Genomic DNA, 20,101 nt, shown 5'->3' with positions numbered 1-20,101 from the left:
TGTGGAGCTGACCGGTACTAATAGGCCGAGGGCTTGTCCTCAGTTGCTCGCGTCCACTGTGTTGGTTCTGAAGTAACGAACAGCTAGTGTCGGCTGAACAATTACTCAATTGAAGAGTGTGCTTGTTCGCTGCCCTGTTCAGCGTCCCGTTTCCAACGGGATACTTCATAGGGTTTCGGTGGTCATAGCGTGAGGGAAACGCCCGGTTACATTTCGAACCCGGAAGCTAAGCCTCACAGCGCCGATGGTACTGCAGGGGGGACCCTGTGGGAGAGTAGGACGCCGCCGAACAATTCTTAGGAGGATCCTTGGTCCCAGCGTTCACGCTGGGACCAAGGGTCCTTTTTTATTTCTCTCGCAGCGCGGCCCGAAGCCGGGTGCGCAAGAATGACTGCGGTACCGAAGACAGGAGTCACCGATGTCGACCAACTCTCCCGACGATCGTCCCGAACACGAGCAGCGTCGGCGGGACGACGGGGACCGAGGGGGCTACCGCGGCGGACCGCGCCGCGACGGTGACCGCGGTGGCTTCGGCCGGCGCGATGACCGCGACCGCGGCAGGGACCGTGACCGCGACCGGGACCGCGGCGGATTCCGGCGGGACGACCGCCGCGATAACGACCGCCCCGGCTTCCGCCGTGACGATCGCCGTGATGACCGTCGTGATGATCGGGACCGTGGGTTCCGTCGTGATGATCGTCGGGATGACCGGCCCGGTGGGTTCCGTAGGGACGACCGCCGTGACGGTGACCGCGGTGGGTTCCGTCGCGATGATGACCGCGGTGGATTCCGGCGGGACGACCGGCGTGATGACCGTGGTGGGCGGCCCGCGTTCCGTCGGGATGACCGGCGTGACGATCGCCGTGATGACCGTCGTGACGATCGGGACCGTGGGTTCCGTCGTGATGACCGTCGGGATGACCGGCCCGGTGGGTTCCGTCGGGACGATCGGCGCGATGACCGTCGTGACGGTGACCGTGGTGGCTTCCGGCGCGACGACCGGCGCGACGACCGGCGTGACGACCGGCGTGATGACCGTGGTGGATTCCGGCGGGACGACGACCGGCGTGGTGGCGGTGGCTTCCGTGGCCGCGACGATCGGCGCGATGACCGGCGTGACGACCGCGGTGGCCGTGGGCCCCGGCGTGACGACCGGGGCGGACGTCCCGGTGGGTTCCGTGGGCGCGACGACCGCCGCGACGACCGCCGCGACGACCGCCGGGACGACCGGCGCGGTGGCGGCGGCTTCCGTGGCCGCGACGGCCGGGACGACCGTGGCCCCCGCAGGGACGACCGTGGCGACCGCGAGCCGATCAAGCGGCTGCCGATCCCGGACGACGTCACCGGCGAGGAGATCGACGCCGACGTACGCCAGGAGCTGCAGAGCCTGCCGAAGGGGCTTGCGGAGGACGTCGCCAGGAACCTGGTGATGGTCGCCAAGCTCATCGACGAGGACCCCGAGCAGGCCTACGGCTACTCCAAGGTGGCCCTGCGGCTCGCCTCGCGTGTGGCGGCCGTGCGGGAAGCGGCCGGCTTCGCCGCGTACGCGAACCAGAAGTACTCCGAGGCGCTCGCCGAGTTCCGGGCCGCGCGGCGGATGACCGGGTCGGCGGAGCTGTGGCCCGTCATGGCGGACTGCGAGCGCGGCATGGGGCGGCCCGAGAAGGCGCTCGACATGGCCGGTGAGCCCGAGGTGCAGAAGCTCGACAAGGCCGGGCAGGTCGAGATGCGTCTCGTCGCCGCCGGTGCGCGCCGCGACATGGGGCAGCTCGACGCGGCCATCGTGACGCTGCAGAGCCCCGAGCTGGCGTCGAACTCCGTGCAGCCCTGGACCGCGCGACTGCGGTACGCGTACGCCGACGCGCTGCTCGCCGCCGGGCGTGAGGACGAGGCGCGCGAGTGGTTCGCCAAGGTCGTCGAAGCCGACCGGGACGGCAGCACCGACGCCTCCGACCGGCTCGCCGAGCTCGACGGGGTCGCGTTCGTCGACGCCTTCGACGAGGAGGAGGACGAAGGCGCGGGCGCGGACGTGACGCCTGCGGCGGACCAGGCGAAGGAAGCCGACGCCGACGACGACGCCGACGACGACGCCGACGACGACGCCGAGGGCAGCGACAAGTAGCAGGGACAACGAAGAGGGGCGGGACCGTGATGCGGTCCCGCCCCTCTTTCGCGTTCTCGGCGCTCAGTGCTCCAGGCTGCGCAGGACCAGGCCCGTCGCCGGCTTCGGGCCGAAGGACGTGGACTTGCGGGGCATCGTGACGCCCTGGCGGGCCAGTTCGCGGACGACCTCCTCGCGGACCGGGTGCATCAGGACCGCCGTACCGCCGTCGCGTTCGGCCTTCTCGACGGCGGCGCGGGTGCCGTGGATGTACGCGATGTGCTCCGGGGCGTCCGGGATGCCCCAGACGTGGTCCAGGAGCGTGGAGTGCAGGACCGTGGCGTCCAGGGTGCGCCAGGCCTCCGGGCGGTCGTGGCGGACGGTGCTCGCCAGGAGCTCGGGGTCCGGGCGGTCGACCAGGTGGAACGTGCCGTCGCCGGCCAGCAGGAACGCGTTGGACTCGGCGGCCGCCTCCGCGAGGGCGTCCAGGGCGCGGGGCAGCGGCGCGTCGATCCGGCGTACGCGGAAGGAGCCGACGACGGCGGCCAGGGCCTCGGCGACCGGGAGGCGGTGCAGGACGCGGTGGATGGCGCGGACCTGCAGCGGATAGCGGGTCGTGTCGACGAGCAGGACCAGGCCGTGGTCCCACGGGGACGGGGAGGGGTGGCGGCCGCGCAGCCGCAGATAGGTCGCCCAGCGGTGGTGGCCGTCGGCGATCAGGGCCTGGCGGTGCGCGAAGTCCGCCTGGATCTCGGCGAGTTCGGCCGGGTCGGTGACCGACCACAGGCGGTGGCTGAAGCCGTCCTCGGTGGTTGTGGAGAGCAGCGGCGGGCGGTCCACGGCGCGTTCGATGACGGCCGTCGCGCCGGTCCTGGTGCCCTCGCCGCGGTAGGTGAGGAGCAGCGGTTCGAGGTTGGCGGCGGTGGCGCGCATCAGGTCCGCGCGGTCCTCGACGATGTGCGGCATGACGTCCTCGTGCGGCAGGACGACGCCCTCGTGGGCCTCGGACAGCTCCAGGGCTCCGATCAGGCCGCGCTGCAGGAGGTCGCCGTTGCGCTGCTCGTAGACGTAGAGGGCGGGCTCCGACTCGGGGGCGAGTATGCCGTCGGCGAGCCACTCTCGGAGGGTGTCGGCGGCCTGCTGGTGCCGGGCCTGAGAGGTGTCGGCCTGCGGCAGGATGAGGCGCACGATGTTGTGCGGGTCGAGGGACTCCAGATAGTGCAGCCCGTCGGGGCGTACCACCACGTCGTACGGCGGGGACGTCACTGCGGCGAGTGAGCCGACGCGGTCGGGGACGTAGCGCAGCCCCCGGATGGGGGTGAGGCGCAGCCCCTTGCCGTCCGGACCTGTGGTGTTCATGGCTGCATCGTATGTGGGACGGGGTGTGCGGGATGATCGGGGGAGAGTCGTCTAGCGAGGAGTCGTACGCAATGAGCCACACCGTCAGGACGAGCCCGGCCGGCAGTGAGCGGGCGTTGAGCGAGGCGTACGACACGGCGCTGCTCGACCTGGACGGGGTGGTGTACGCGGGCGGCGAGGCGATCGAGCATGCCGTGGAGTCGCTGCTCGCGGCGCGGGCCGGGGGGATGCACCTCGCGTACGTGACGAACAACGCGCTGCGGCCGCCGCAAGTGGTGGCCGAGCACATCACCGAGCTCGGGGTGCCCACCGAGGCCGCGGACGTGATCAACTCCGCGCAGGCGGTGGCCCGGTTGATCGCCGAGCAGGTGCCGGCGGGCTCGAAGGTCCTGGTGATCGGCGGCGAGGGGCTGCGGGTCGCGCTGCGGGAGCGGGGGCTCGTGCCGGTGGAGTCGGCGGAGGACGGGCCTGCGGCGGTCGTGCAGGGCTACGGCGGGCCGGAGTTGGCATGGGGGCGGTTCGCGGAGGCCTGCTATGCGATCGCGCGGGGCGTGCCGTGGTTCGCGTCCAACACGGACCTGACGATTCCGAGCGCGCGGGGCATCGCGCCCGGCAACGGTGCGGCGGTCGAGGTCGTACGGATCGCGACGGGCGCAGAGCCGCAGGTGGCGGGGAAGCCGCTGCCGCCGATGCACCGGGAGACGATCCTGCGGACCGGGGCCGAGCGGCCGCTGGTCGTCGGCGACCGTCTGGACACCGATATCGAGGGCGCGTTCAACGGCGAGGTGGACTCGCTGCTCGTGCTGACCGGGGTGACCGACGCGGCCCAGCTGCTCGCGGCCCCGCCCGAGCACCGGCCGACGTACGTGGACACGGATCTGCGCGGCATGCTGACCGGGCAGCCCGAGGTCCGCGCGGACGGGGACGGGTTCCGCTGCGGTTCCTTCGTGGCGCGGGCCGCCGGCGAGCTGCTCGAACTCGACGGGGACGGCGAGCCGGTGGACGGGCTGCGGGCGCTGTGCGCGGCGGCGTGGACGGCGGCCGGTGCGGGGGAGTGCGGCCTGGACGCGGGGAAGGCGTTGGCACGCCTTGGGTGGTGAGCGGGGAGCAGGTACGGGGACGTCAACTCCTTGGCAGGGTAGGCTAACCTAACCGGGTGTTGGTCGACAGTCCCTCTCCCGCGCGCAGCGAGACGCCCCCGCCCGAGCCCGCTCCGGCCCGTGGGCGGCAGGCGATGCGTGCCGCCGGGCTGCTGCTCGCCGTGGGCGTGCTCGCCCTGGTAGTCGTCGCGAGCATCGCCGTCGGTGCGAAGCAGATACCCGTGGCCGAGGTGTGGCACGGGCTGTTCTCCGCCACCGGCACGGACAACGACGTCGTCGTCCGGGACCTGCGGCTGCCCCGCACCCTCCTCGGCCTGCTCGTCGGGGCCGCGCTCGGCCTCGCCGGGGCCGTGCTGCAGGCGCTGACCCGCAACCCGCTCGCCGACCCCGGGCTGCTCGGCATCAACGCGGGCGCTTCGGCCGCCGTGGTCAGCGCGATCAGCTTTCTCGGCGTCACCTCGCTCACCGGCTATGTGTGGTTCGCGTTCGCCGGGGCCGCCGTCGTCTCCGTGCTCGTGTACGCGCTCGGCGGGGTCCGCAGCGCCACTCCGGTACGGCTCGCGCTCGCGGGCACGGCGGTCACCGCGGCGCTGATCGGCTACATCAACGCCGTGATGCTGCTCGACAACTCGGCCCTCGACAAGATGCGGTTCTGGACGGTCGGTTCGCTGGCCTCGGCCTCGATGGCGACCATCGGCCAGGTCGCCCCGTTCCTCGCCGTCGGGCTGCTGCTCGCGCTCGGGATCGCGCGGCCGCTCAACGCGATGGCCCTCGGCGACGACACCGCCGTCGCGCTCGGCGCCCGTGTGAACCGCACCCGCGTCCTCGCCATGGCCGCCGCGACGCTGCTCTGCGGTGCGGCCACCGCCGCCTGCGGGCCGATCGCCTTCGTCGGCCTGATGGTGCCGCACATGGTCCGCGCCTTCACCGGGCCCGACCAGCGCTGGATCCTGCCGTACGCGACCGTCCTGTCGCCGGTGCTGCTGCTCGGCGCGGACGTGCTGGGCCGGGTCGTGGCCCGCCCCGCCGAGTTGCAGGTCGGCATCGTCACCGCGCTCATCGGCGGCCCGCTCTTCATCTACCTCGTACGACGCCGGAGGATGGCCCAGCTGTGAAAGCCCTGAAGGCGATCCGTACCGAGGGCGGTCTCTCCGTACGGATCGAGCCGCGCGCCCTCGTCGTAGGCGTGCTGCTCTGCCTGGTCACGGTCGCCGTCGCCGTGGTGCTCATCGGCACCGGCGACTTCGCGATCCCGGCCGCCGACGTCGTCAGGACGCTGCTCGGCGAGGGCACGACCGCGCACACGTTCATCGTGAACGACCTGCGCCTGCCGCGGGTCCTGGTCGGGCTGCTCGTCGGGGCCGCGCTCGGCCTCTCCGGGGCGATCTTCCAGTCCATCTCCCGCAATCCGCTGGGCAGTCCGGACGTCATCGGCTTCGGGCAGGGCTCGACGGTGGGGGCGCTCACGGTCATCGTGCTGTTCCACGGCAGCGCGGTCGAGGTCGCCGCGGGCTCGCTCGTGGGCGGGCTCCTCACCGGCGTGCTGATCTACCTGCTCGCCTGGAAGCGCGGGGTGCACGGCTACCGGCTCGTGCTCGTCGGCATCGGCGCCGCCGCCGTGCTCACCGCGCTCAACGGCTACCTGCTGACCAAGGCCGACCTGGTCGACGCGGCCCGCGCCTATGTGTGGATGGCGGGCTCGCTCAACGGCCGGGACTGGGAGCAGGTCTGGCCGCTGCTCTGGCTCTGCGCCGTCCTCGTACCGCTGATCCTCGCGTACGGGCGGCCGCTGCGGATGCTGGAGATGGGCGACGACGCGGCGTACGCGCTGGGGGTGCGGCCGGAGCGGACGCGGATCGTGCTGATGCTGTCGGCCGTGCTGCTCACCGCTTCCGCGACCGCCGCGGCCGGGCCCGTCTCGTTCGTGGCGCTCACCGCGCCGCAGCTGGCGCGCCGGCTCACGCGCTCGCCGGGGCCGAACCTGGTGGCGTCGCTGCTGATGGGCGCCCTGCTGCTGATCGCCGCCGACCTGGCCGCGCAGCGGGCGTTCGGCGCGGACGCGCTGCCCGTGGGCGTGCTGACGGGGGTGCTCGGCGGGGTGTACCTGCTGTGGCTGCTCGTCGCCGAGCGCAGGGCGGGGCGGATATGAGCGACCCGCGCGGCCTCGCCCCCGTGTGCCCGGTCCCGTCCCTGGTCCCGTCCCCGGTCCCGTCCTCGTCCTCGTCCTCGTCCTCAGGGAGTACCGCAGTGCCTCGCCTCATCGCCGACGACGTGACCCTCGGCTACGACCAGCGCGTGATCGCGGAGCGGCTTTCGGTCGAGATCCCGGACAACTCGTTCACGGTGATCGTCGGGCCGAACGCCTGCGGCAAGTCGACGCTGCTGCGGGCCCTTTCGCGGATGCTGAAGCCCTCGCACGGGCGGGTGCTGCTGGACGGGCAGACCATCCACTCGATGCCCGCGAAGAAGGTCGCCCGGACGCTCGGCCTCCTGCCGCAGTCGTCGATCGCGCCCGACGGGATCACGGTCGGCGACCTCGTGGCCCGCGGCCGCTACCCGCACCAGGGGCTGCTGCGGCAGTGGTCGGCGCAGGACGAGCGGGTCGTACGGGAGTCGATGGCGGCGACGGGGGTCGGCGAGCTCGCCGATCGCTATGTCGACGAACTCTCCGGCGGGCAGCGGCAGCGGGTGTGGATCGCCATGGCCCTGGCGCAGGAGACGCCGCTGCTGCTGCTTGACGAGCCGACGACGTATCTCGACATTCAGCATCAGATCGATGTGCTTGATCTGTGCGCGGAGTTGCACGAGGAGCAGGGGCGGACGTTGGTGGCCGTGCTGCACGACCTGAACCATGCCGCCCGTTATGCGACGCATCTGATCGCGTTGCGGGGTGGGGAGGTGATCGCGGAGGGGGCGCCGTCCGAGATCGTCACTGCGGAGTTGGTGGAGGCGGTGTTCGGGTTGCCGTGCCAGGTGATCGAGGATCCGGAGACGGGGACTCCGTTGGTGGTGCCGGCGGCGCGGAGGGGGCGTACGTAGGGGTGCCTCGGGGGGTGGGTTTCGCGCCGTCGACTCGGGCGCCGTCGGTTTGATCCCCTCCCCGCCCCTTCCCGAAAGTCCTGGCGGACGGCATCGGGGGCTGCGCCCCCGGCCCCCTGCCCGGGGCTGCCGCCCCTGGACCCCACCACGGGGCTCCGCCCCGGACCCCGCTTCGGGGACCAGCCCCCGGAACCCCCGCTCCTCAAACGCCGGAGGGGCTGAATTCGGACGGCGATGGGGCCCGGTCAGGGGCGCGGGGAACTGCGCGAGCGGCCACGATGGTGGGTCGGTTGAAGGCGATGGGGGCCCGGTCAGGGGCGCGGGGAACTGCGCGAGGGGCCACGGCGGTGCGGCAGTCGAAAGCGCGGCGCCGCAGGCTTTTGGGAAGGGACGGGGAGGGCTGGCCCTCAGGGGCGCGGGGAACTGCGCGAGCGACCACGACGGTGCGGCAGTCGAAAGCGCGGCGCCGCAGGCTTTTGGGAAGGGGCGGGGAGGGGCTGATATCGCGTGGTCAGGCACCAGCCGGGCGGCAGCCCCGAGACAGCCGGGGGCGGAGGGGGCGGCGGCCCCCGGGTGTGGCTACAGCAGGGCCCTGAGTCGCAGCAAGTCCCGGAAGCCCGCCTCCAGGCGGACCCTGCCCGTGCCCCAGGCCTTGGCGAAGTTCAGTTCGCCGTCGACCATCGCCACCAGGTCGTCGCCCGTCATCGCCAGGCGGATCTGGGCCTTCTCGCGGGGCGGGCCCTCGTGCACGTCGGCGACGCGGATGCGGCCGTCCTCCAGGCGTCCCGTGAACGTGACGTCGAGGTCCGTGATGCGGCAGCTCAACGAGCGGTCGAGCGCGGCGGCGCCACGGACCTCCCCGTCGGCCTGCGCGAGATTGTCCGAAAGCCTGCTCAGTGCGCTGCTGCACTCCGCGATCGTCGCCATCGCGACCGACCGTACCCCAGCCCTTCGCGGTAGCGTCGGGGCCATGAGCGACACCATGCCGGAGGCCGAGCCGCAGCAGGCCCACGACCCCGCGCCGCAGCCCGCCGAGCCCCGCCCGCTCGACGTCCCGCGCACCGCGACCGGCGACGCCGACGTGGACGCGCAGCTGGAGCGCCTGGCCGATGTCGACCACCTCGCCACGGACGGACACATCGAGGTGTACGAGGATGTACACCAGGGGCTGCGCTCCGCGCTGACCGCGCTCGACGCACGCCAGGGCCCACCGGCCCCCGCCCCGCCAAGGCCGTACGACCACAGGAGCTGAACCGAACGTGGCAGGAGTGGCACGCCGCCGCCTCGACGCCGAGCTGGTGCGCCGCAAACTCGCGCGCTCACGCGAGCACGCGAGCCAGCTGATCGCCGCAGGACGCGTCACCGTCGACCGCAACACCGCGACCAAGCCCGCGACGCAGGTCGCGACGGCCGCCGCGATCGTGGTGGCCGTCGACGAGGACGACCCCGACTACGTCTCGCGCGGCGGGCACAAACTCGCGGGCGCCTTCGCGGCCTTCGTCCCGCAGGGCCTCCAGGTGGAGGGTCGGCGCGCGCTCGACGCGGGCGCCTCCACCGGCGGCTTCACCGATGTGCTGCTGCGCGCCGGCGCCGCCCATGTCGTCGCCGTGGACGTCGGGTACGGGCAGCTCGCCTGGTCCCTGCAGAGCGACGAGCGGGTCACCGTCAAGGACCGTACGAACGTACGGGAGTTGACGCTCGAAGCGATCGACGGCGAGCCGGTCGACCTGGTCGTCGGCGACCTGTCGTTCATCCCGCTCGGCCTGGTCCTGCCCGCCCTCGTGGGCTGCGCGGCGCCCGGGGCCGATCTGGTCCTGATGGTCAAGCCGCAGTTCGAGGTGGGCAAGGAGCGGCTCGGCAGCGGCGGCGTCGTGCGCAGCCCCGAGCTGCGCGCGGAGGCCGTGCGGACCGTGGCGGCGCAGGCCTGGAAGCTGGGCTACGGAGTGCGCGGAGTGACCGCGAGCCCGCTGCCCGGACCGTCCGGGAACGTCGAGTACTTTCTGTGGCTCAGGGCCGGGGAGCCCGAGCTCGACCCGGCCGATGTCGACCGTGCAGTGGCGGAGGGACCGAGTTGACGACCAGCGGAGGGGGAGCGGTGACGACAGGCGAGTCCGCCGAGGACACCGGGGAGGCCGACGAGGCGGGGCGGACGGTCTTCCTGCTCGCGCACACCGGCCGCCCCGCCGCCGTGCGCAGCGCCGAACTCGTCGTCCTCGGCCTGCTGAAGAACGGCCTCGGCGTGCGCGTCCTGGAGGCCGAGGCGCGTGACCTGCCGCTGCCGTCGACCGTCGAGCGGGTCCACGAGGCCGGCCCGGACGTACTCGACGGCTGCGAGCTGATCGTCGTCCTCGGCGGGGACGGCACGCTGCTGCGCGGCGCCGAGTTCGCCCGCGCCTCCGGAGTGCCGATGCTCGGGGTCAACCTGGGCCGGGTCGGCTTCCTCGCCGAGGCCGAGCGGGACGACCTGGACAAGGTCGTCCACCGCGTCGTGACGCGCTCGTACGAGGTCGAGGAGCGGATGACCCTCGACGTCCTCGTACGCGACAACGGCTCGGTCGTGCACGCCGATTGGGCGCTGAACGAGGCCGCGGTGCAGAAGGTGTCGCCCGAGCGGATGCTGGAGGTCGTCCTGGAGATCGACGGCCGGCCGGTCTCCGGCTTCGGCTGCGACGGCATCGTCTGCGCCACCCCCACCGGTTCGACGGCGTACGCGTTCTCGGCGGGCGGGCCGGTGGTGTGGCCGGAGGTGGAGGCGCTGCTCATGGTGCCGATCAGCGCGCACGCCCTGTTCGCCAAGCCCCTTGTGACGTCGCCGAGTTCGGTGCTCGCCGTCGAGGTGCAGCCGCACACGCCGCACGGCGTGCTGTGGTGCGACGGGCGCAGGACCGTGGAGCTGCCCGCGGGCGCGCGCGTGGAGGTGCGGCGCGGGGCCGTGCCCGTACGCCTGGCGCGGCTGCACCACGCCTCGTTCACGGACCGGCTCGTCGCCAAGTTCGCCCTGCCGGTCTCGGGCTGGCGCGGGGCGCCGCACTAAAGAGTGACTCCGGGTGGTCGGCGGGACCCCGCCGACCTGTGGCTTCGGTGACGAAACCGGGGTGACGTCGCGCCGCGCGGGGGAAACCTCGTATGGTCAGGTCCGTGTTGGAGGAGATGCGGATACGGTCGCTCGGAGTCATCGACGACGCGGTCGTCGAGCTGTCACCAGGCTTCACCGCCGTGACCGGCGAGACGGGCGCGGGCAAGACGATGGTCGTCACCAGCCTCGGCCTGCTGCTCGGCGGGCGCGCGGACCCGGCCCTGGTGCGGATCGGCGCGAAGTCGGCGGTGGTGGAGGGGCGGATCGCCGTACCCGCGGACGCCGCGGCCGTGCTGCGCGCCGAGGAGGCGGGCGCCGAACTGGACGACGGGGCGCTGCTCATCAGCCGCACGATCTCCGCCGAAGGCCGCTCACGCGCGCACCTCGGCGGTCGGTCCGTGCCGGTCGGGCTGCTCGGCGAGCTCGCCGACGACCTGGTCGCCGTGCACGGCCAGACCGACCAGCAGGGCCTCCTCAAGCCGGCCCGGCAGCGCCAGGCCCTCGACCGGTACGCCGGGGACGCGGTCGCCGTGCCCCTGGAGAAGTACGCGGCCGCCTACCGCAGGCTCCGCGCCGTCGCCGCAGAGCTGGACGAGCTGACGACGCGCGCCCGCGAACGCGCCCAGGAAGCGGACCTCCTTCGCTTCGGCCTCGACGAGATCGCCGCCGTCGAACCTCGCGCGGGCGAGGATGTCGAACTCGCCGCCGAGGCGGAGCGCCTGGGCCACGCCGAGGCCCTCGCCTCCGCCGCGACGGCCGCGCACGCCGCGCTCGCCGGCAACCCCGAGGACCCGGAGGGCGTCGACGCCGGGCTCCTCGTCGGCGGTGCGCAGCGCGCCCTCGACGCGGTCCGCGCGCACGACCCGGCCCTCGCCGCCCTCGCCGAACGCCTCGGCGAGATCGGCATCCTGCTCGCCGACGTGGCGGGCGAGCTCGCCGGGTACGCCGACGACCTGGACGCCGACCCGCTGCGCCTCGCCGCCGTCGAGGAGCGCCGGGCCGCGCTGACCCAGCTCACCCGCAAGTACGGGGACTCCGTCGACGCGGTCCTGGCCTGGTCCGAGCAGAGCGCCGCCCGCCTCACCGAACTCGACGGGGACGACGACCGGATCGGTGAACTCACCGCCGAGCGGGACGCCCTCAGCGTCGAACTCGCCGGTCTCGCCCAGGCGTTGACCGATGCGCGTACGGAGGCGGCGGAGCGTTTCGCCGCCGCCGTCACCGACGAGCTGGCCTCCCTCGCCATGCCGCACGCGCGCGTGACGATCGCCATCCGGCAGACGGAGGTGGCCGAGGACGCGGGCGGCATCGAGGTCGGCGGCCGGCCCGTGGCGTACACCGCGACCGGTGTCGACGAGGTGGAGCTGCTGCTCGCCCCGCACCCGGGCGCCCCGCCGCGGCCCATCGCCAAGGGCGCGTCGGGCGGTGAGCTGTCCCGCGTGATGCTGGCCGTCGAGGTGGTGTTCGCGGGCTCCGACCCGGTGCCGACGTACCTCTTCGACGAGGTCGACGCGGGCGTCGGCGGCAAGGCGGCCGTCGAGGTGGGCCGCAGGCTCGCGAAGCTCGCCCGCTCCGCCCAGGTCGTCGTGGTCACCCACCTGCCGCAGGTGGCGGCGTTCGCCGACCGGCAGCTGCTCGTCGAGAAGACCAACGACGGCTCGGTGACCCGGTCCGGCGTGAAGGTCCTGGAGGGCGAGGACCGGGTCCGCGAACTCTCCCGGATGCTCGCGGGCCAGGAGGACTCGGAGACGGCGCGGGCGCACGCGGAGGAGTTGTTGGCGGCGGCTCGCCACTCGTCGTAGGGGTCGCTGTCTCGTCGCCGGGTGGGGCCCGGTGGTCCGTCCTCGCGCCCCGCGGCGGAGCCGCTGATGTCACAGCCCCGCGCCCCTGAGAGCTTGCGGCTTCGCCGCGCTCTCCCGGGAAGGCCGCGGCGCAGCCGCACGCCTTCAGGGGCGCGGGGAACTGCGCGACCAGCCCAGGACGGCCCGCACCCGGCAGCGAGACAGGCACCCCTACGGCGAGTAGAACTGCACCCCGCGGACGGGGACGCGAACGATCACCCGTGTGGGTGATCCGCCGAGCCCGAGCCCCGGCCCGACACGGCTGCCCACCTGAGGCGGTGCCGGAACTCCCGTACGGGCTGGCATCCTTGGCGAGGCGTTCCGCACAGCCGCCCCGCGCACGTCCCGGACACCACCGGCACCAGCCGTCCCGAAGGGCCCGCCTCCACGGCGTCCGCACCGGGGACCGCGGCGGACCCATCCGACGAAGCCGACCCAGGAGTCCGGCCACGTGACCCACGTGAGCAGCCCCCCACCACAGGGCCGGCCGCCCCTGCACACCGTGCAGGTGCTCGGCGGCGGCAGCGCGGGCAGCAGCGCGCACGTCCGCTCGCTCGCCGCGGGCCTCGTCGCGCGCGGCGTACGCGTGACCGTGTGCGCCCCCGCCGAGCTCGACGGGATGTACGACTTCACCGCCGTCGGTGCGGAGTTCGTGCCCGTGCCGCGGCGCAGCGACCCGGTCTCCGTGGTCGCCCTGCGCGCCGCCTGCGCCGACGCCGACCTGGTGCACGCGCACGGGCTGCACGCCGCGCTCCGCTCCGCGCTCGCGCTGCGCGGCCGCCGCCCGGTGCCCGTCCTCGGCCGTGCGCCCCTCGTCGTCACCTGGCACACCCGGGCGCACGCCGAGGGCGCGCGGGCGCGGGTGCAGCGGCTCCTCGAACGCCGGGTCGCGCGCTCCAGCGCGGTGCTCCTCGGCACGTCGTCCGATCTGGTCGACCGGGCGCGCAGCAGCGGCGCCCGCGACGCCCGCCTCGCCCCGATCGCCTTCCCGGCGCCGCGCGGCACGAGCCCGGCGGAGCCGGACGGGCGGGACGAGGCGGACCCGGCGCGCCACAAGACGCGGGCCGAACTGGGCGCGGTGGACCGGCCGTTGCTGCTCGCGGTCGGCTCCCTCGACCGGTACCGCGGCTACGACACCCTCCTCGACGCCGCCCACGCCTGGCGCGCCCTCGACCCCGTACCGCTCGTGGTGATCGCCGGCGAGGGCCCCGAGCGCGGCCCGCTGCAGCGCCGCATCGAGGCGGAGAACCTGCCGGTACGCCTGGTGGGGCGCCGCAGCGACGTCCCGGACCTGCTCGCCGCGGCCGATGTGGCGCTGCTGCCCAGCCGCTGGGAGTCCCGCTCGCTCCTGGCCCACGAGGCGCTGCACGCGGGCGTTCCCCTCGTCGCGACGTCCGTCGGCGGCCTCCCGGAACTCCTCGGCGACGCGGCCGAACTCGTCCCGTACGGCGACGCCCCCGCTCTCGCCGCCGCCGTCACCCGCCTCCTCTCCGACCCGACCCACCACGCCCGCCTCCGCACGGACGGCCGTGCCCAGGCGGCGAGTTGGCCCACGGAGGACGACACGGTGGCCCAGATCCTCAGCGTCTACGACGAGCTGGCGGAGCCGTTCCGACGGTGAGGGGCGCTCCGCGTGTGTGGGGCGGTCCTGGCGGGGCTGGTCACGGGCTTACCGTCGGGGTGGGGCCGCGTCGGCAGGGGTGTCCGGCGAAGCGAAGCGGAACGGTACGCCCAGGTGCTCGGCGAGTGCTCGGCCCGCCTCCGCGGCGACCGCGTCGGGGGGAGGGCCGTCGGGGGCGCGGCGGATCGTCGCCAAGTGGCCCTCGCCATCCGGGACTTGGAGGGACGCGAGCAGCAGGACGTACCACCCGTGCACGGTGTCCCCGTCCCACAGCGCCGCCACCGCGGCCACACGGCCCGGGTGAGCCGCTGCCCGCGCGGCGAGCGAGGGAACGTCCAGCGGGTCGGGCGGGGCGGTCCGGACCCGGTCGGCGAGCTCCTCGTACCGCCAGTGCACCAGCCGCTCCGCCTCGGGCAGGCCGCCGAGGCTCGCCAGGCGCAGGGCCTGCAGGACGGAGCTGAGCGCCGACAACCGGCGGTCGCGCAGCACGTCGGCGTCGACCTCCCCGCGCGTCCCGGCGTCCAGGGCGCCCCACCGGTCGCCCACCGAGGCGTCCGAGGAGTCCTCAGCCCACATGCCGCCGCGCCCGCAGGGCCAGGCTGAGGGCCAGCACCGTCTGCGGGTCGTCCAGGTCCGTGCCGAGGAGTTCCGCGATCCGGGCGAGGCGGTTGTAGAGGGTCTGGCGGTTCAGGTGCAGCTCGCGGGCGGTCTCCGCCTTGCGGCCCGCGTGCGTCAGGTACGTCTCCAGGGTGGGCAGGAGCGGTGACTTGGACTTCCGGTCGTGCTCCCGCAGCGGCCCGATCGCCCGCTCCACGAAGGCCGCGAGCGCGGTGCCGTCGTCGTGGTGGCGAAGGCGCCACAGCAGGAGTTCGGTGTCCAGTCGGCGGGCGTCGTACCAGGGCCGGTCGGTGAGGCCCTGCGCCGCCGTGGCCGTCTCGGCGGCGTGCCGCAGCCCCGCCGAGGCCGCCGCCCAGCCGCCCGCGACGCCCACCACCACGACCGGCGGCTGCACCCCGGCGCCGTGCAGGCCCGCCCGCTCCACACCGGTCCGCAGCGCCGCCGCCACCCGGTCCGCGACGGCCGTACGCTCCGACTCCGAACGCAGCCCGAGCAGCAGCGGAACGCGGCCCTCCACGGGGCGGACGCCGAGCAGCGTCGGCACGCCCACCGCCGCAAGCTCCTCCGCGACGGCGCGCGCCAGGACCGCGAGGGCGCCGCTGGGTGAGCGGCTCACGGTGCCGTCGGGCAGCCGCATCACCACCGGGAGCAGCGGGCCGTCGCCCGGCTTGAAGCCGAGGACGCGTGCCTGGGCCGGGGCGTCCTCCGCGCTGATCAGGCCCTCGGCGAGGTCGGTCAGGAAGTCGCCGCGGCCGCGCGCCGCCAGCTCCTCCTCCTGCCGCGCCTGCATCAGGACGACCGCGAGGCTGCCCGCCGCGCGCTCCGCCGCGATCCGGTGCACCGGCTGCAGCGGGCCCGCCACCGGGAGCAGCACGATCCGGGCCCGCACGGACGTGGGCGTGTACGCCCCGAAGGAACCGCGTCCCCCGACGGAACCGAGCCCTCCGGAGGGTCCGCTGCCCCCGGCCGCCCCGTCATCGGCCCCGGACGACGCATCGGACGACGCGCCGGATGCGCCGGACCCGGCCCCGACCGGCCCGCCGACCCCGGCGGACCCGACCGCCCCCACTCCGCCGAGCCCGACCCCGCCGAGCCCCGCGCCCCCGGCCGCCCCGGAGTCCGCCGGAGCCCCGCCCACACCCGGCGCCCCGGGTCCGCCGCCCGGCACGTCCACGAGGACGGCCCCGGCCGAAGGACCCTCGTCGCGCGAGCGGCCGCTCCGCAGCCCCTCCCAGACCTGCAGCGGGTCGACCCCCGTGCCCGAACCCGGACCGCGCCCCGCACCGGCCCCCGCGCCCCGGGCGGTCCGGGACCGGCCTCCCGGCTCCGGCGCCCCGGCTGCGTACAGGAGTTGACCGTCCGCCGTCTCCAGGAACACCGGGTTGCCGCTGAACTCCGCGAGCACCGCGAGGACCTGCGGCACACCGCCCCCGCCGAGCAGCGCCTCCGTGCACTGCCGGTGCACCTCCTCGGCCTGCTGAAGCAGCGCGTAGTGGCCGTTGACGATCTCCGTGTGCACCTCTTCGGTGACGGTCACGAACGGCACCTCGCGATGCAGCTGCACCAGCGGAAGCCCGGCCGACCTGGCCGTGTCCACGATCGCGGCGGGCAGCCGGGCGAACCGCGGCCCCAGCTCGACCACCAGGGCCGCGATCCGTCGCTCGGCCAGCTTGCGGACGAAGGCCCGCTGGTCGGCGGGCCGGGTGCCGAGCCCGAGCCCCGTGGTGAGCAGCAGCTCGCCGCCCTTGAGGAGCGAGGCGATGTTGGGCACCTCGCCCGCGTGCACCCAGCGGACCGTGCGCTGCAGCCGGTCGGCGCCCGTGACGACTTCCGGGAGACCGCCGCGCAGCCCCGGAAGTTCGAGGGCGCGCTGCACGGTGATACCGGCTTGGGGGGTGTGCGTGTCCATCCTTCGGACGCTACCCGCGCGGGCGTTCCAGGAACATCTCCGGGCGATCACAGGCACGATCCGCGGCCTCTCCGGGACGACAACTCGTCGCCCGCACAAGGGAATTGCACGACCTCCTGTCGGTTGTGGCCTAAGTCACTCCGGGGTCAGGCTGCGCTGCCATGAGTGCTCCCTCCCAGGAATCCAGCAGACCCGCGGGCGGTACGGGCGGCGGCGCGGACCGCCCGCCGGTCGACCGCCTCAAGGCCAACTCGGTCGGCCTCGTAGGCGTCGTCTTCATGGCCGTGGCCACCGCCGCCCCGATCACCGCGATGACCGGCAACGTGCCCATCTCCGTCGGCTTCGGCAACGGCACCGGCGCGCCCGCCGGCTACCTCTTCGCCACGCTCGTCCTGACCGTCTTCTCCGTCGGGTACGTCGCCATGGCGAAGCGGATCACCGCCGCCGGCGCCTTCTACGGCTACATCTCGCACGGCCTCGGCCGGGCCGCCGGCATGGCGTCCGGGATGCTCGCGGTCCTCGCGTACGTCGTCTTCGAGGCGTCGATCGTCGGCGTCTTCGCCTACTTCGCGAAGACCACCGTCGGCGCCCAGCTCGGCGTCGACCTGCACTGGACGCTGTACGCGGCGCTGATGCTCGCGGTCACCGGCGTCCTCGCGTTCTTCGACATCCACCTCACCGCCCGCGCGCTCGGCATCGTCCTGGTCGCCGAGATCGCGGTGCTCTTCGGGGTGGCCATGGCGGTCGTCGTGAACGGCGGCGGCCCGGACGGCATCCCGCTGGAACCGGTCAATCCCGCGGGCGCCTTCACCGGCGCCTCGGCCGGACTCGGCCTGTTCTTCGCGTTCTGGTCGTGGGTGGGCTTCGAGTCCACCGCCATGTACGGCGAGGAGTCCCGCAACCCGAAGCGGATCATCCCCAAGGCCACCCTGGTCGCGGTCGTCGGCGTCGGCCTCTTCTACGTCTTCGTGTCCTGGATGACCATCGCCGGCAACGGCCTGGCAGAGTCGGTCCGCCTGGCCGGCTCCGACAACCCCCTCGACCTGTTCTTCGCCCCGGCCCGCACCTTCATCGGCGACTGGGCCGTGACCGCGTTCCAGTGGCTGCTGCTCACCGGCTCGTTCGCCTGCGGCATGGCCTTCCACCAGTGCGCCGCGCGCTATCTGTACGCCGTCGGGCGCGAGGGCTTCCTGCACCGGGCCCTCGGCCGTACGCACCCGAAGCACGGCTCCCCGTACATCGCGTCCGCCGTGCAGAGCACCATCGCGGTCGCGCTGGTCGCCCTGTTCTGGGCCACCGGCCAGGACCCGTACATCCACCTCTACACGCTGCTCGCGATCCTCGGCACGATGGCGATCCTCATCGTGCAGACGCTCTGCTCGTTCGCCGTCATCGGCTACTTCCGCCGCAACCACCCCGAGGACCGGCACTGGTTCCGCACCTTCACCGCGCCGCTGCTCGGCGGCATCGGCATGACCGCCGTGGTGGTCCTGCTGCTGCTCAACATGGAGACCGCGGCAGGCACCGCCGCCGACTCGGTGCTCTTCCGCCTGATCCCGTGGATCGTCGGCACGGTCTTCTTCGGCGGCCTCGCCCTGGCCCTGTACCTGCGCGCCAAGCGGCCGGACAGCTACGAGCTGATCGGCCGGATCGTCCTGGAGGACAGCCAGGAGCGCACCGACGAGCCCACCGGCCAGGCCGCCCCCGCCCGCCCCTGATCCGTAGCTGCAGAACCCCCAGAACGCCGCAGAAGGAGAGCACCATGGCCCGTACGAACCCGATGCACCTCCTCAAGCGCCTCACCCGCGACCACGCCGACGCCGAACGCCTCCGCATCCCCGTCGCCGACCTGCGCGGCCTGCGCGCCGAGGCCGCCGCCGACGGCCCGCACGGCAGCAGCCGCCGCGAACTCCTCAAGCGGGCCGGCGCCGTCGGCCTCGCGGCGGGCATCGGCAGCGCCGCGTACGACCGAAGCACGACCCCCGCCGCAGCCGCCCCAGCACGCGCGCGTGCCGACGCCCGCATAGCCGTCGTCGGCGCCGGCATCGCGGGCCTGACCGCAGCGCTCACCCTCAAGGACGCGGGCATCAACTGCACGCTGTACGAGGCGAGTTCGGACCGGGTGGGCGGCCGCATGTGGACCCAGCGCGACCACTGGGCGTACGGCCAGAGCTCCGAGATCGGCGGCGAGCTCATCGATGTCGAGCACAAGAAGATGCTGGAGCTCGCCCGCCGCTTCGGACTGCAGACGGAGGACTTCCTCGGCGGCGGACCTCAAGGGGCCGAGGAGATCCTGTGGTTCGACGGCACGTACTACCCGCGCTCGCAGGCGGACGAGGACTTCAAGGGCGTCTGGCAGGCCCTGAAGACCGACCTGCAGCAGGCGGGCGAGGTGATGTGGAACCAGACCACCCCGGAAGGCACCGCGCTCGACAACATGTCGATCCGGGAATGGATCGACTCGCGCGTCCCCGGCGGCTACGCCTCACCCCTCGGGCAGTTCTTCGACGTCGCCTACAACGTCGAGTACGGGGCGGACACCGTCGACCAGTCCTGCCTCGCCCTCGTGCTCCTGATGGGCTACCAGACGAATCCGGGCAACTTCAACGTCTGGGGCCTGTCCGACGAGCGCTACCACATCGTCGGCGGCAACGACCAACTCCCGCGCGCCATCGCCGAGTCGCTCCCCGCCGGCACCCTCCAGCAGGGCACGAGCCTCAAGGCCGTACGCGCCAACGCCGACGGCACCCAGACCCTCACCTTCGACGAGGGCGGCAGCACCCGCACCGTCACCTCCGACCACACCGTCCTCTGCCTGCCGCTGCCGGTCCTGCAGCAACTCGACCTGTCCCAGGCCGCGTTCGACCCCCGGATGACCGCGCTCCTGCGCGACGCCCGCATGGGCCACTGCACCAAGCTCAACCTGCAGTTCACGGCCCGCCCCTGGCGCGGCAGCGGCCCCTGGCCCGGCGTCTCCGCCGGCGACTGCTTCACCGACCTCGACGTCCAGCAGACCTGGGACACCACCAAGGTGCAGCCCGGCACCGGCGGCATCCTCATCCAGTACGGCGCCGGCAGCCTCGCGAAGGCCCTCACCCCGGCCGCCCCCTTCGCCACCGAGTCCGACCCGTACGTCAAGGCCCTGGCCGAGCGCAGGCTGACAGACATCGACGCGTTCTTCCCCGGCACCAAGGCCGTCTGGAACGGCCGCGCCCAGCTCTCCGCCTGGCACCGCAACCCGCACGCCCTCGGCGCGTATTCGATGTGGCCCGTCGGCTATCTGCACCGCTACGCCGGCTACGAGGGCACGGCCCAGGGCAACGTCCACATCGGCGGCGAGCACTGCAGCTACGACTTCCAGGGCTTCATGAACGGAGGTGCGACCGAGGGCGAGCGGGCGGCGAACGAGGTGATCGCCGCCCTCACCTGACCCCGTG

At 73.7% G+C, this 20,101-nt stretch carries 17 protein-coding genes and 1 rRNA gene; 14 read left to right on the top strand and 4 right to left on the bottom strand.

What is annotated here, in order from left to right:
* The first annotated feature begins 174 nt into the window (after positions 1-174).
* The 3 genes from rrf to QIS96_RS26505 all read left to right on the top strand — a co-directional run bounded on the left by rrf (position 175) and on the right by QIS96_RS26505 (position 2,122).
* Positions 175-291, top strand: a 5S ribosomal RNA gene (gene rrf, locus QIS96_RS26515).
* 233 nt (positions 292-524) lie between these two features.
* Positions 525-1,430, top strand: coding sequence for a hypothetical protein (locus tag QIS96_RS26510; protein WP_282545272.1), 906 nt, complete (start codon positions 525-527; stop codon positions 1,428-1,430).
* Positions 1,322-2,122: a tetratricopeptide repeat protein gene (locus QIS96_RS26505; protein ID WP_282545271.1), complete on the top strand. Its 801-nt coding sequence runs from the start codon at positions 1,322-1,324 to the stop codon at positions 2,120-2,122. Before QIS96_RS26510 ends, QIS96_RS26505 begins: the two co-directional genes overlap by 109 nt.
* A gap of 63 nt (positions 2,123-2,185) precedes the next feature.
* Here the strand turns inward: QIS96_RS26505 and QIS96_RS26500 are convergent, their stop codons facing one another.
* Complete coding sequence (locus QIS96_RS26500; RefSeq protein ID WP_282545261.1) at positions 2,186-3,460, bottom strand: DUF1015 domain-containing protein; 1,275 nt, start codon at positions 3,458-3,460, stop codon at positions 2,186-2,188.
* 71 nt (positions 3,461-3,531) lie between these two features.
* Here QIS96_RS26500 and QIS96_RS26495 point away from each other — a divergent pair, with 71 nt between their 5' ends.
* The 4 genes from QIS96_RS26495 (at position 3,532) to QIS96_RS26480 (ending at position 7,599) form a co-directional block, all read left to right on the top strand.
* Positions 3,532-4,560 (top strand): HAD hydrolase-like protein, encoded by a 1,029-nt coding sequence (locus tag QIS96_RS26495; RefSeq protein WP_282545260.1) that lies wholly within the window; start codon positions 3,532-3,534, stop codon positions 4,558-4,560.
* A gap of 56 nt (positions 4,561-4,616) precedes the next feature.
* Positions 4,617-5,675: a FecCD family ABC transporter permease gene (locus tag QIS96_RS26490; protein WP_282545259.1), complete on the top strand. Its 1,059-nt coding sequence runs from the start codon at positions 4,617-4,619 to the stop codon at positions 5,673-5,675.
* Complete coding sequence (locus tag QIS96_RS26485; RefSeq protein ID WP_282545258.1) at positions 5,672-6,709, top strand: FecCD family ABC transporter permease; 1,038 nt, start codon at positions 5,672-5,674, stop codon at positions 6,707-6,709. Before QIS96_RS26490 ends, QIS96_RS26485 begins: the two co-directional genes overlap by 4 nt.
* Before the next feature lie 98 nt (positions 6,710-6,807).
* Entirely contained in the window at positions 6,808-7,599 is a 792-nt protein-coding gene (locus QIS96_RS26480) for an ABC transporter ATP-binding protein (protein WP_282545257.1), read from the top strand.
* A 579-nt stretch (positions 7,600-8,178) separates the two neighbouring features.
* Here QIS96_RS26480 and QIS96_RS26475 read toward each other — a convergent pair.
* A complete protein-coding gene (locus QIS96_RS26475; protein WP_282545256.1) occupies positions 8,179-8,526 on the bottom strand; it encodes an SCP2 sterol-binding domain-containing protein in 348 nt (115 codons plus the stop codon).
* Positions 8,527-8,569: 43 nt separating this feature from the next.
* Between QIS96_RS26475 and QIS96_RS26470 the strand changes: the two genes are divergently transcribed.
* From QIS96_RS26470 to QIS96_RS26450, 5 genes are all read left to right on the top strand, one after another.
* Positions 8,570-8,851 carry a hypothetical protein gene (locus QIS96_RS26470; RefSeq protein ID WP_282545255.1) on the top strand — a complete coding sequence of 94 codons (282 nt, stop codon included), beginning with the start codon at positions 8,570-8,572 and terminating at the stop codon, positions 8,849-8,851.
* Between the two features lie 7 nt (positions 8,852-8,858).
* A complete protein-coding gene (locus QIS96_RS26465) occupies positions 8,859-9,674 on the top strand; it encodes a TlyA family RNA methyltransferase (RefSeq protein ID WP_282545254.1) in 816 nt (271 codons plus the stop codon).
* A gap of 20 nt (positions 9,675-9,694) precedes the next feature.
* Positions 9,695-10,633, top strand: coding sequence for an NAD kinase (locus QIS96_RS26460; protein ID WP_282545253.1), 939 nt, complete (start codon positions 9,695-9,697; stop codon positions 10,631-10,633).
* Between the two features lie 92 nt (positions 10,634-10,725).
* Positions 10,726-12,477, top strand: coding sequence for a DNA repair protein RecN (gene recN / locus QIS96_RS26455; RefSeq protein ID WP_282545252.1), 1,752 nt, complete (start codon positions 10,726-10,728; stop codon positions 12,475-12,477).
* Between the two features lie 490 nt (positions 12,478-12,967).
* Positions 12,968-14,137, top strand: coding sequence for a glycosyltransferase family 4 protein (locus tag QIS96_RS26450; protein ID WP_282545251.1), 1,170 nt, complete (start codon positions 12,968-12,970; stop codon positions 14,135-14,137).
* 48 nt (positions 14,138-14,185) lie between these two features.
* On the opposite strand, the gene QIS96_RS26445 is transcribed toward QIS96_RS26450, so the two are convergent.
* Both QIS96_RS26445 and QIS96_RS26440 read right to left on the bottom strand, forming a co-directional pair.
* Positions 14,186-14,713, bottom strand: coding sequence for a hypothetical protein (locus QIS96_RS26445; protein ID WP_282545250.1), 528 nt, complete (start codon positions 14,711-14,713; stop codon positions 14,186-14,188).
* Positions 14,703-16,664 carry a PucR family transcriptional regulator gene (locus QIS96_RS26440; RefSeq protein WP_282545249.1) on the bottom strand — a complete coding sequence of 654 codons (1,962 nt, stop codon included), beginning with the start codon at positions 16,662-16,664 and terminating at the stop codon, positions 14,703-14,705. Before QIS96_RS26440 ends, QIS96_RS26445 begins: the two co-directional genes overlap by 11 nt.
* Before the next feature lie 278 nt (positions 16,665-16,942).
* Here QIS96_RS26440 and QIS96_RS26435 point away from each other — a divergent pair, with 278 nt between their 5' ends.
* Positions 16,943-18,382, top strand: a complete 1,440-nt coding sequence (locus QIS96_RS26435) for an APC family permease (protein ID WP_282545270.1) — start codon at positions 16,943-16,945, stop codon at positions 18,380-18,382.
* 44 nt (positions 18,383-18,426) lie between these two features.
* Complete coding sequence (locus QIS96_RS26430) at positions 18,427-20,094, top strand: flavin monoamine oxidase family protein (RefSeq protein WP_282545248.1); 1,668 nt, start codon at positions 18,427-18,429, stop codon at positions 20,092-20,094.
* Positions 20,095-20,101 lie beyond the last annotated feature (7 nt).

Origin of the sequence: Streptomyces cavernicola, from assembly GCF_029968035.1 — a bacterium.
GTDB classification, from domain to species: Bacteria; Actinomycetota; Actinomycetes; order Streptomycetales; family Streptomycetaceae; genus Streptomyces; species Streptomyces cavernicola.
Note: the sequence above shows the minus strand (reverse complement) of the source record. Positions and strands in the feature narration are given on the sequence as shown.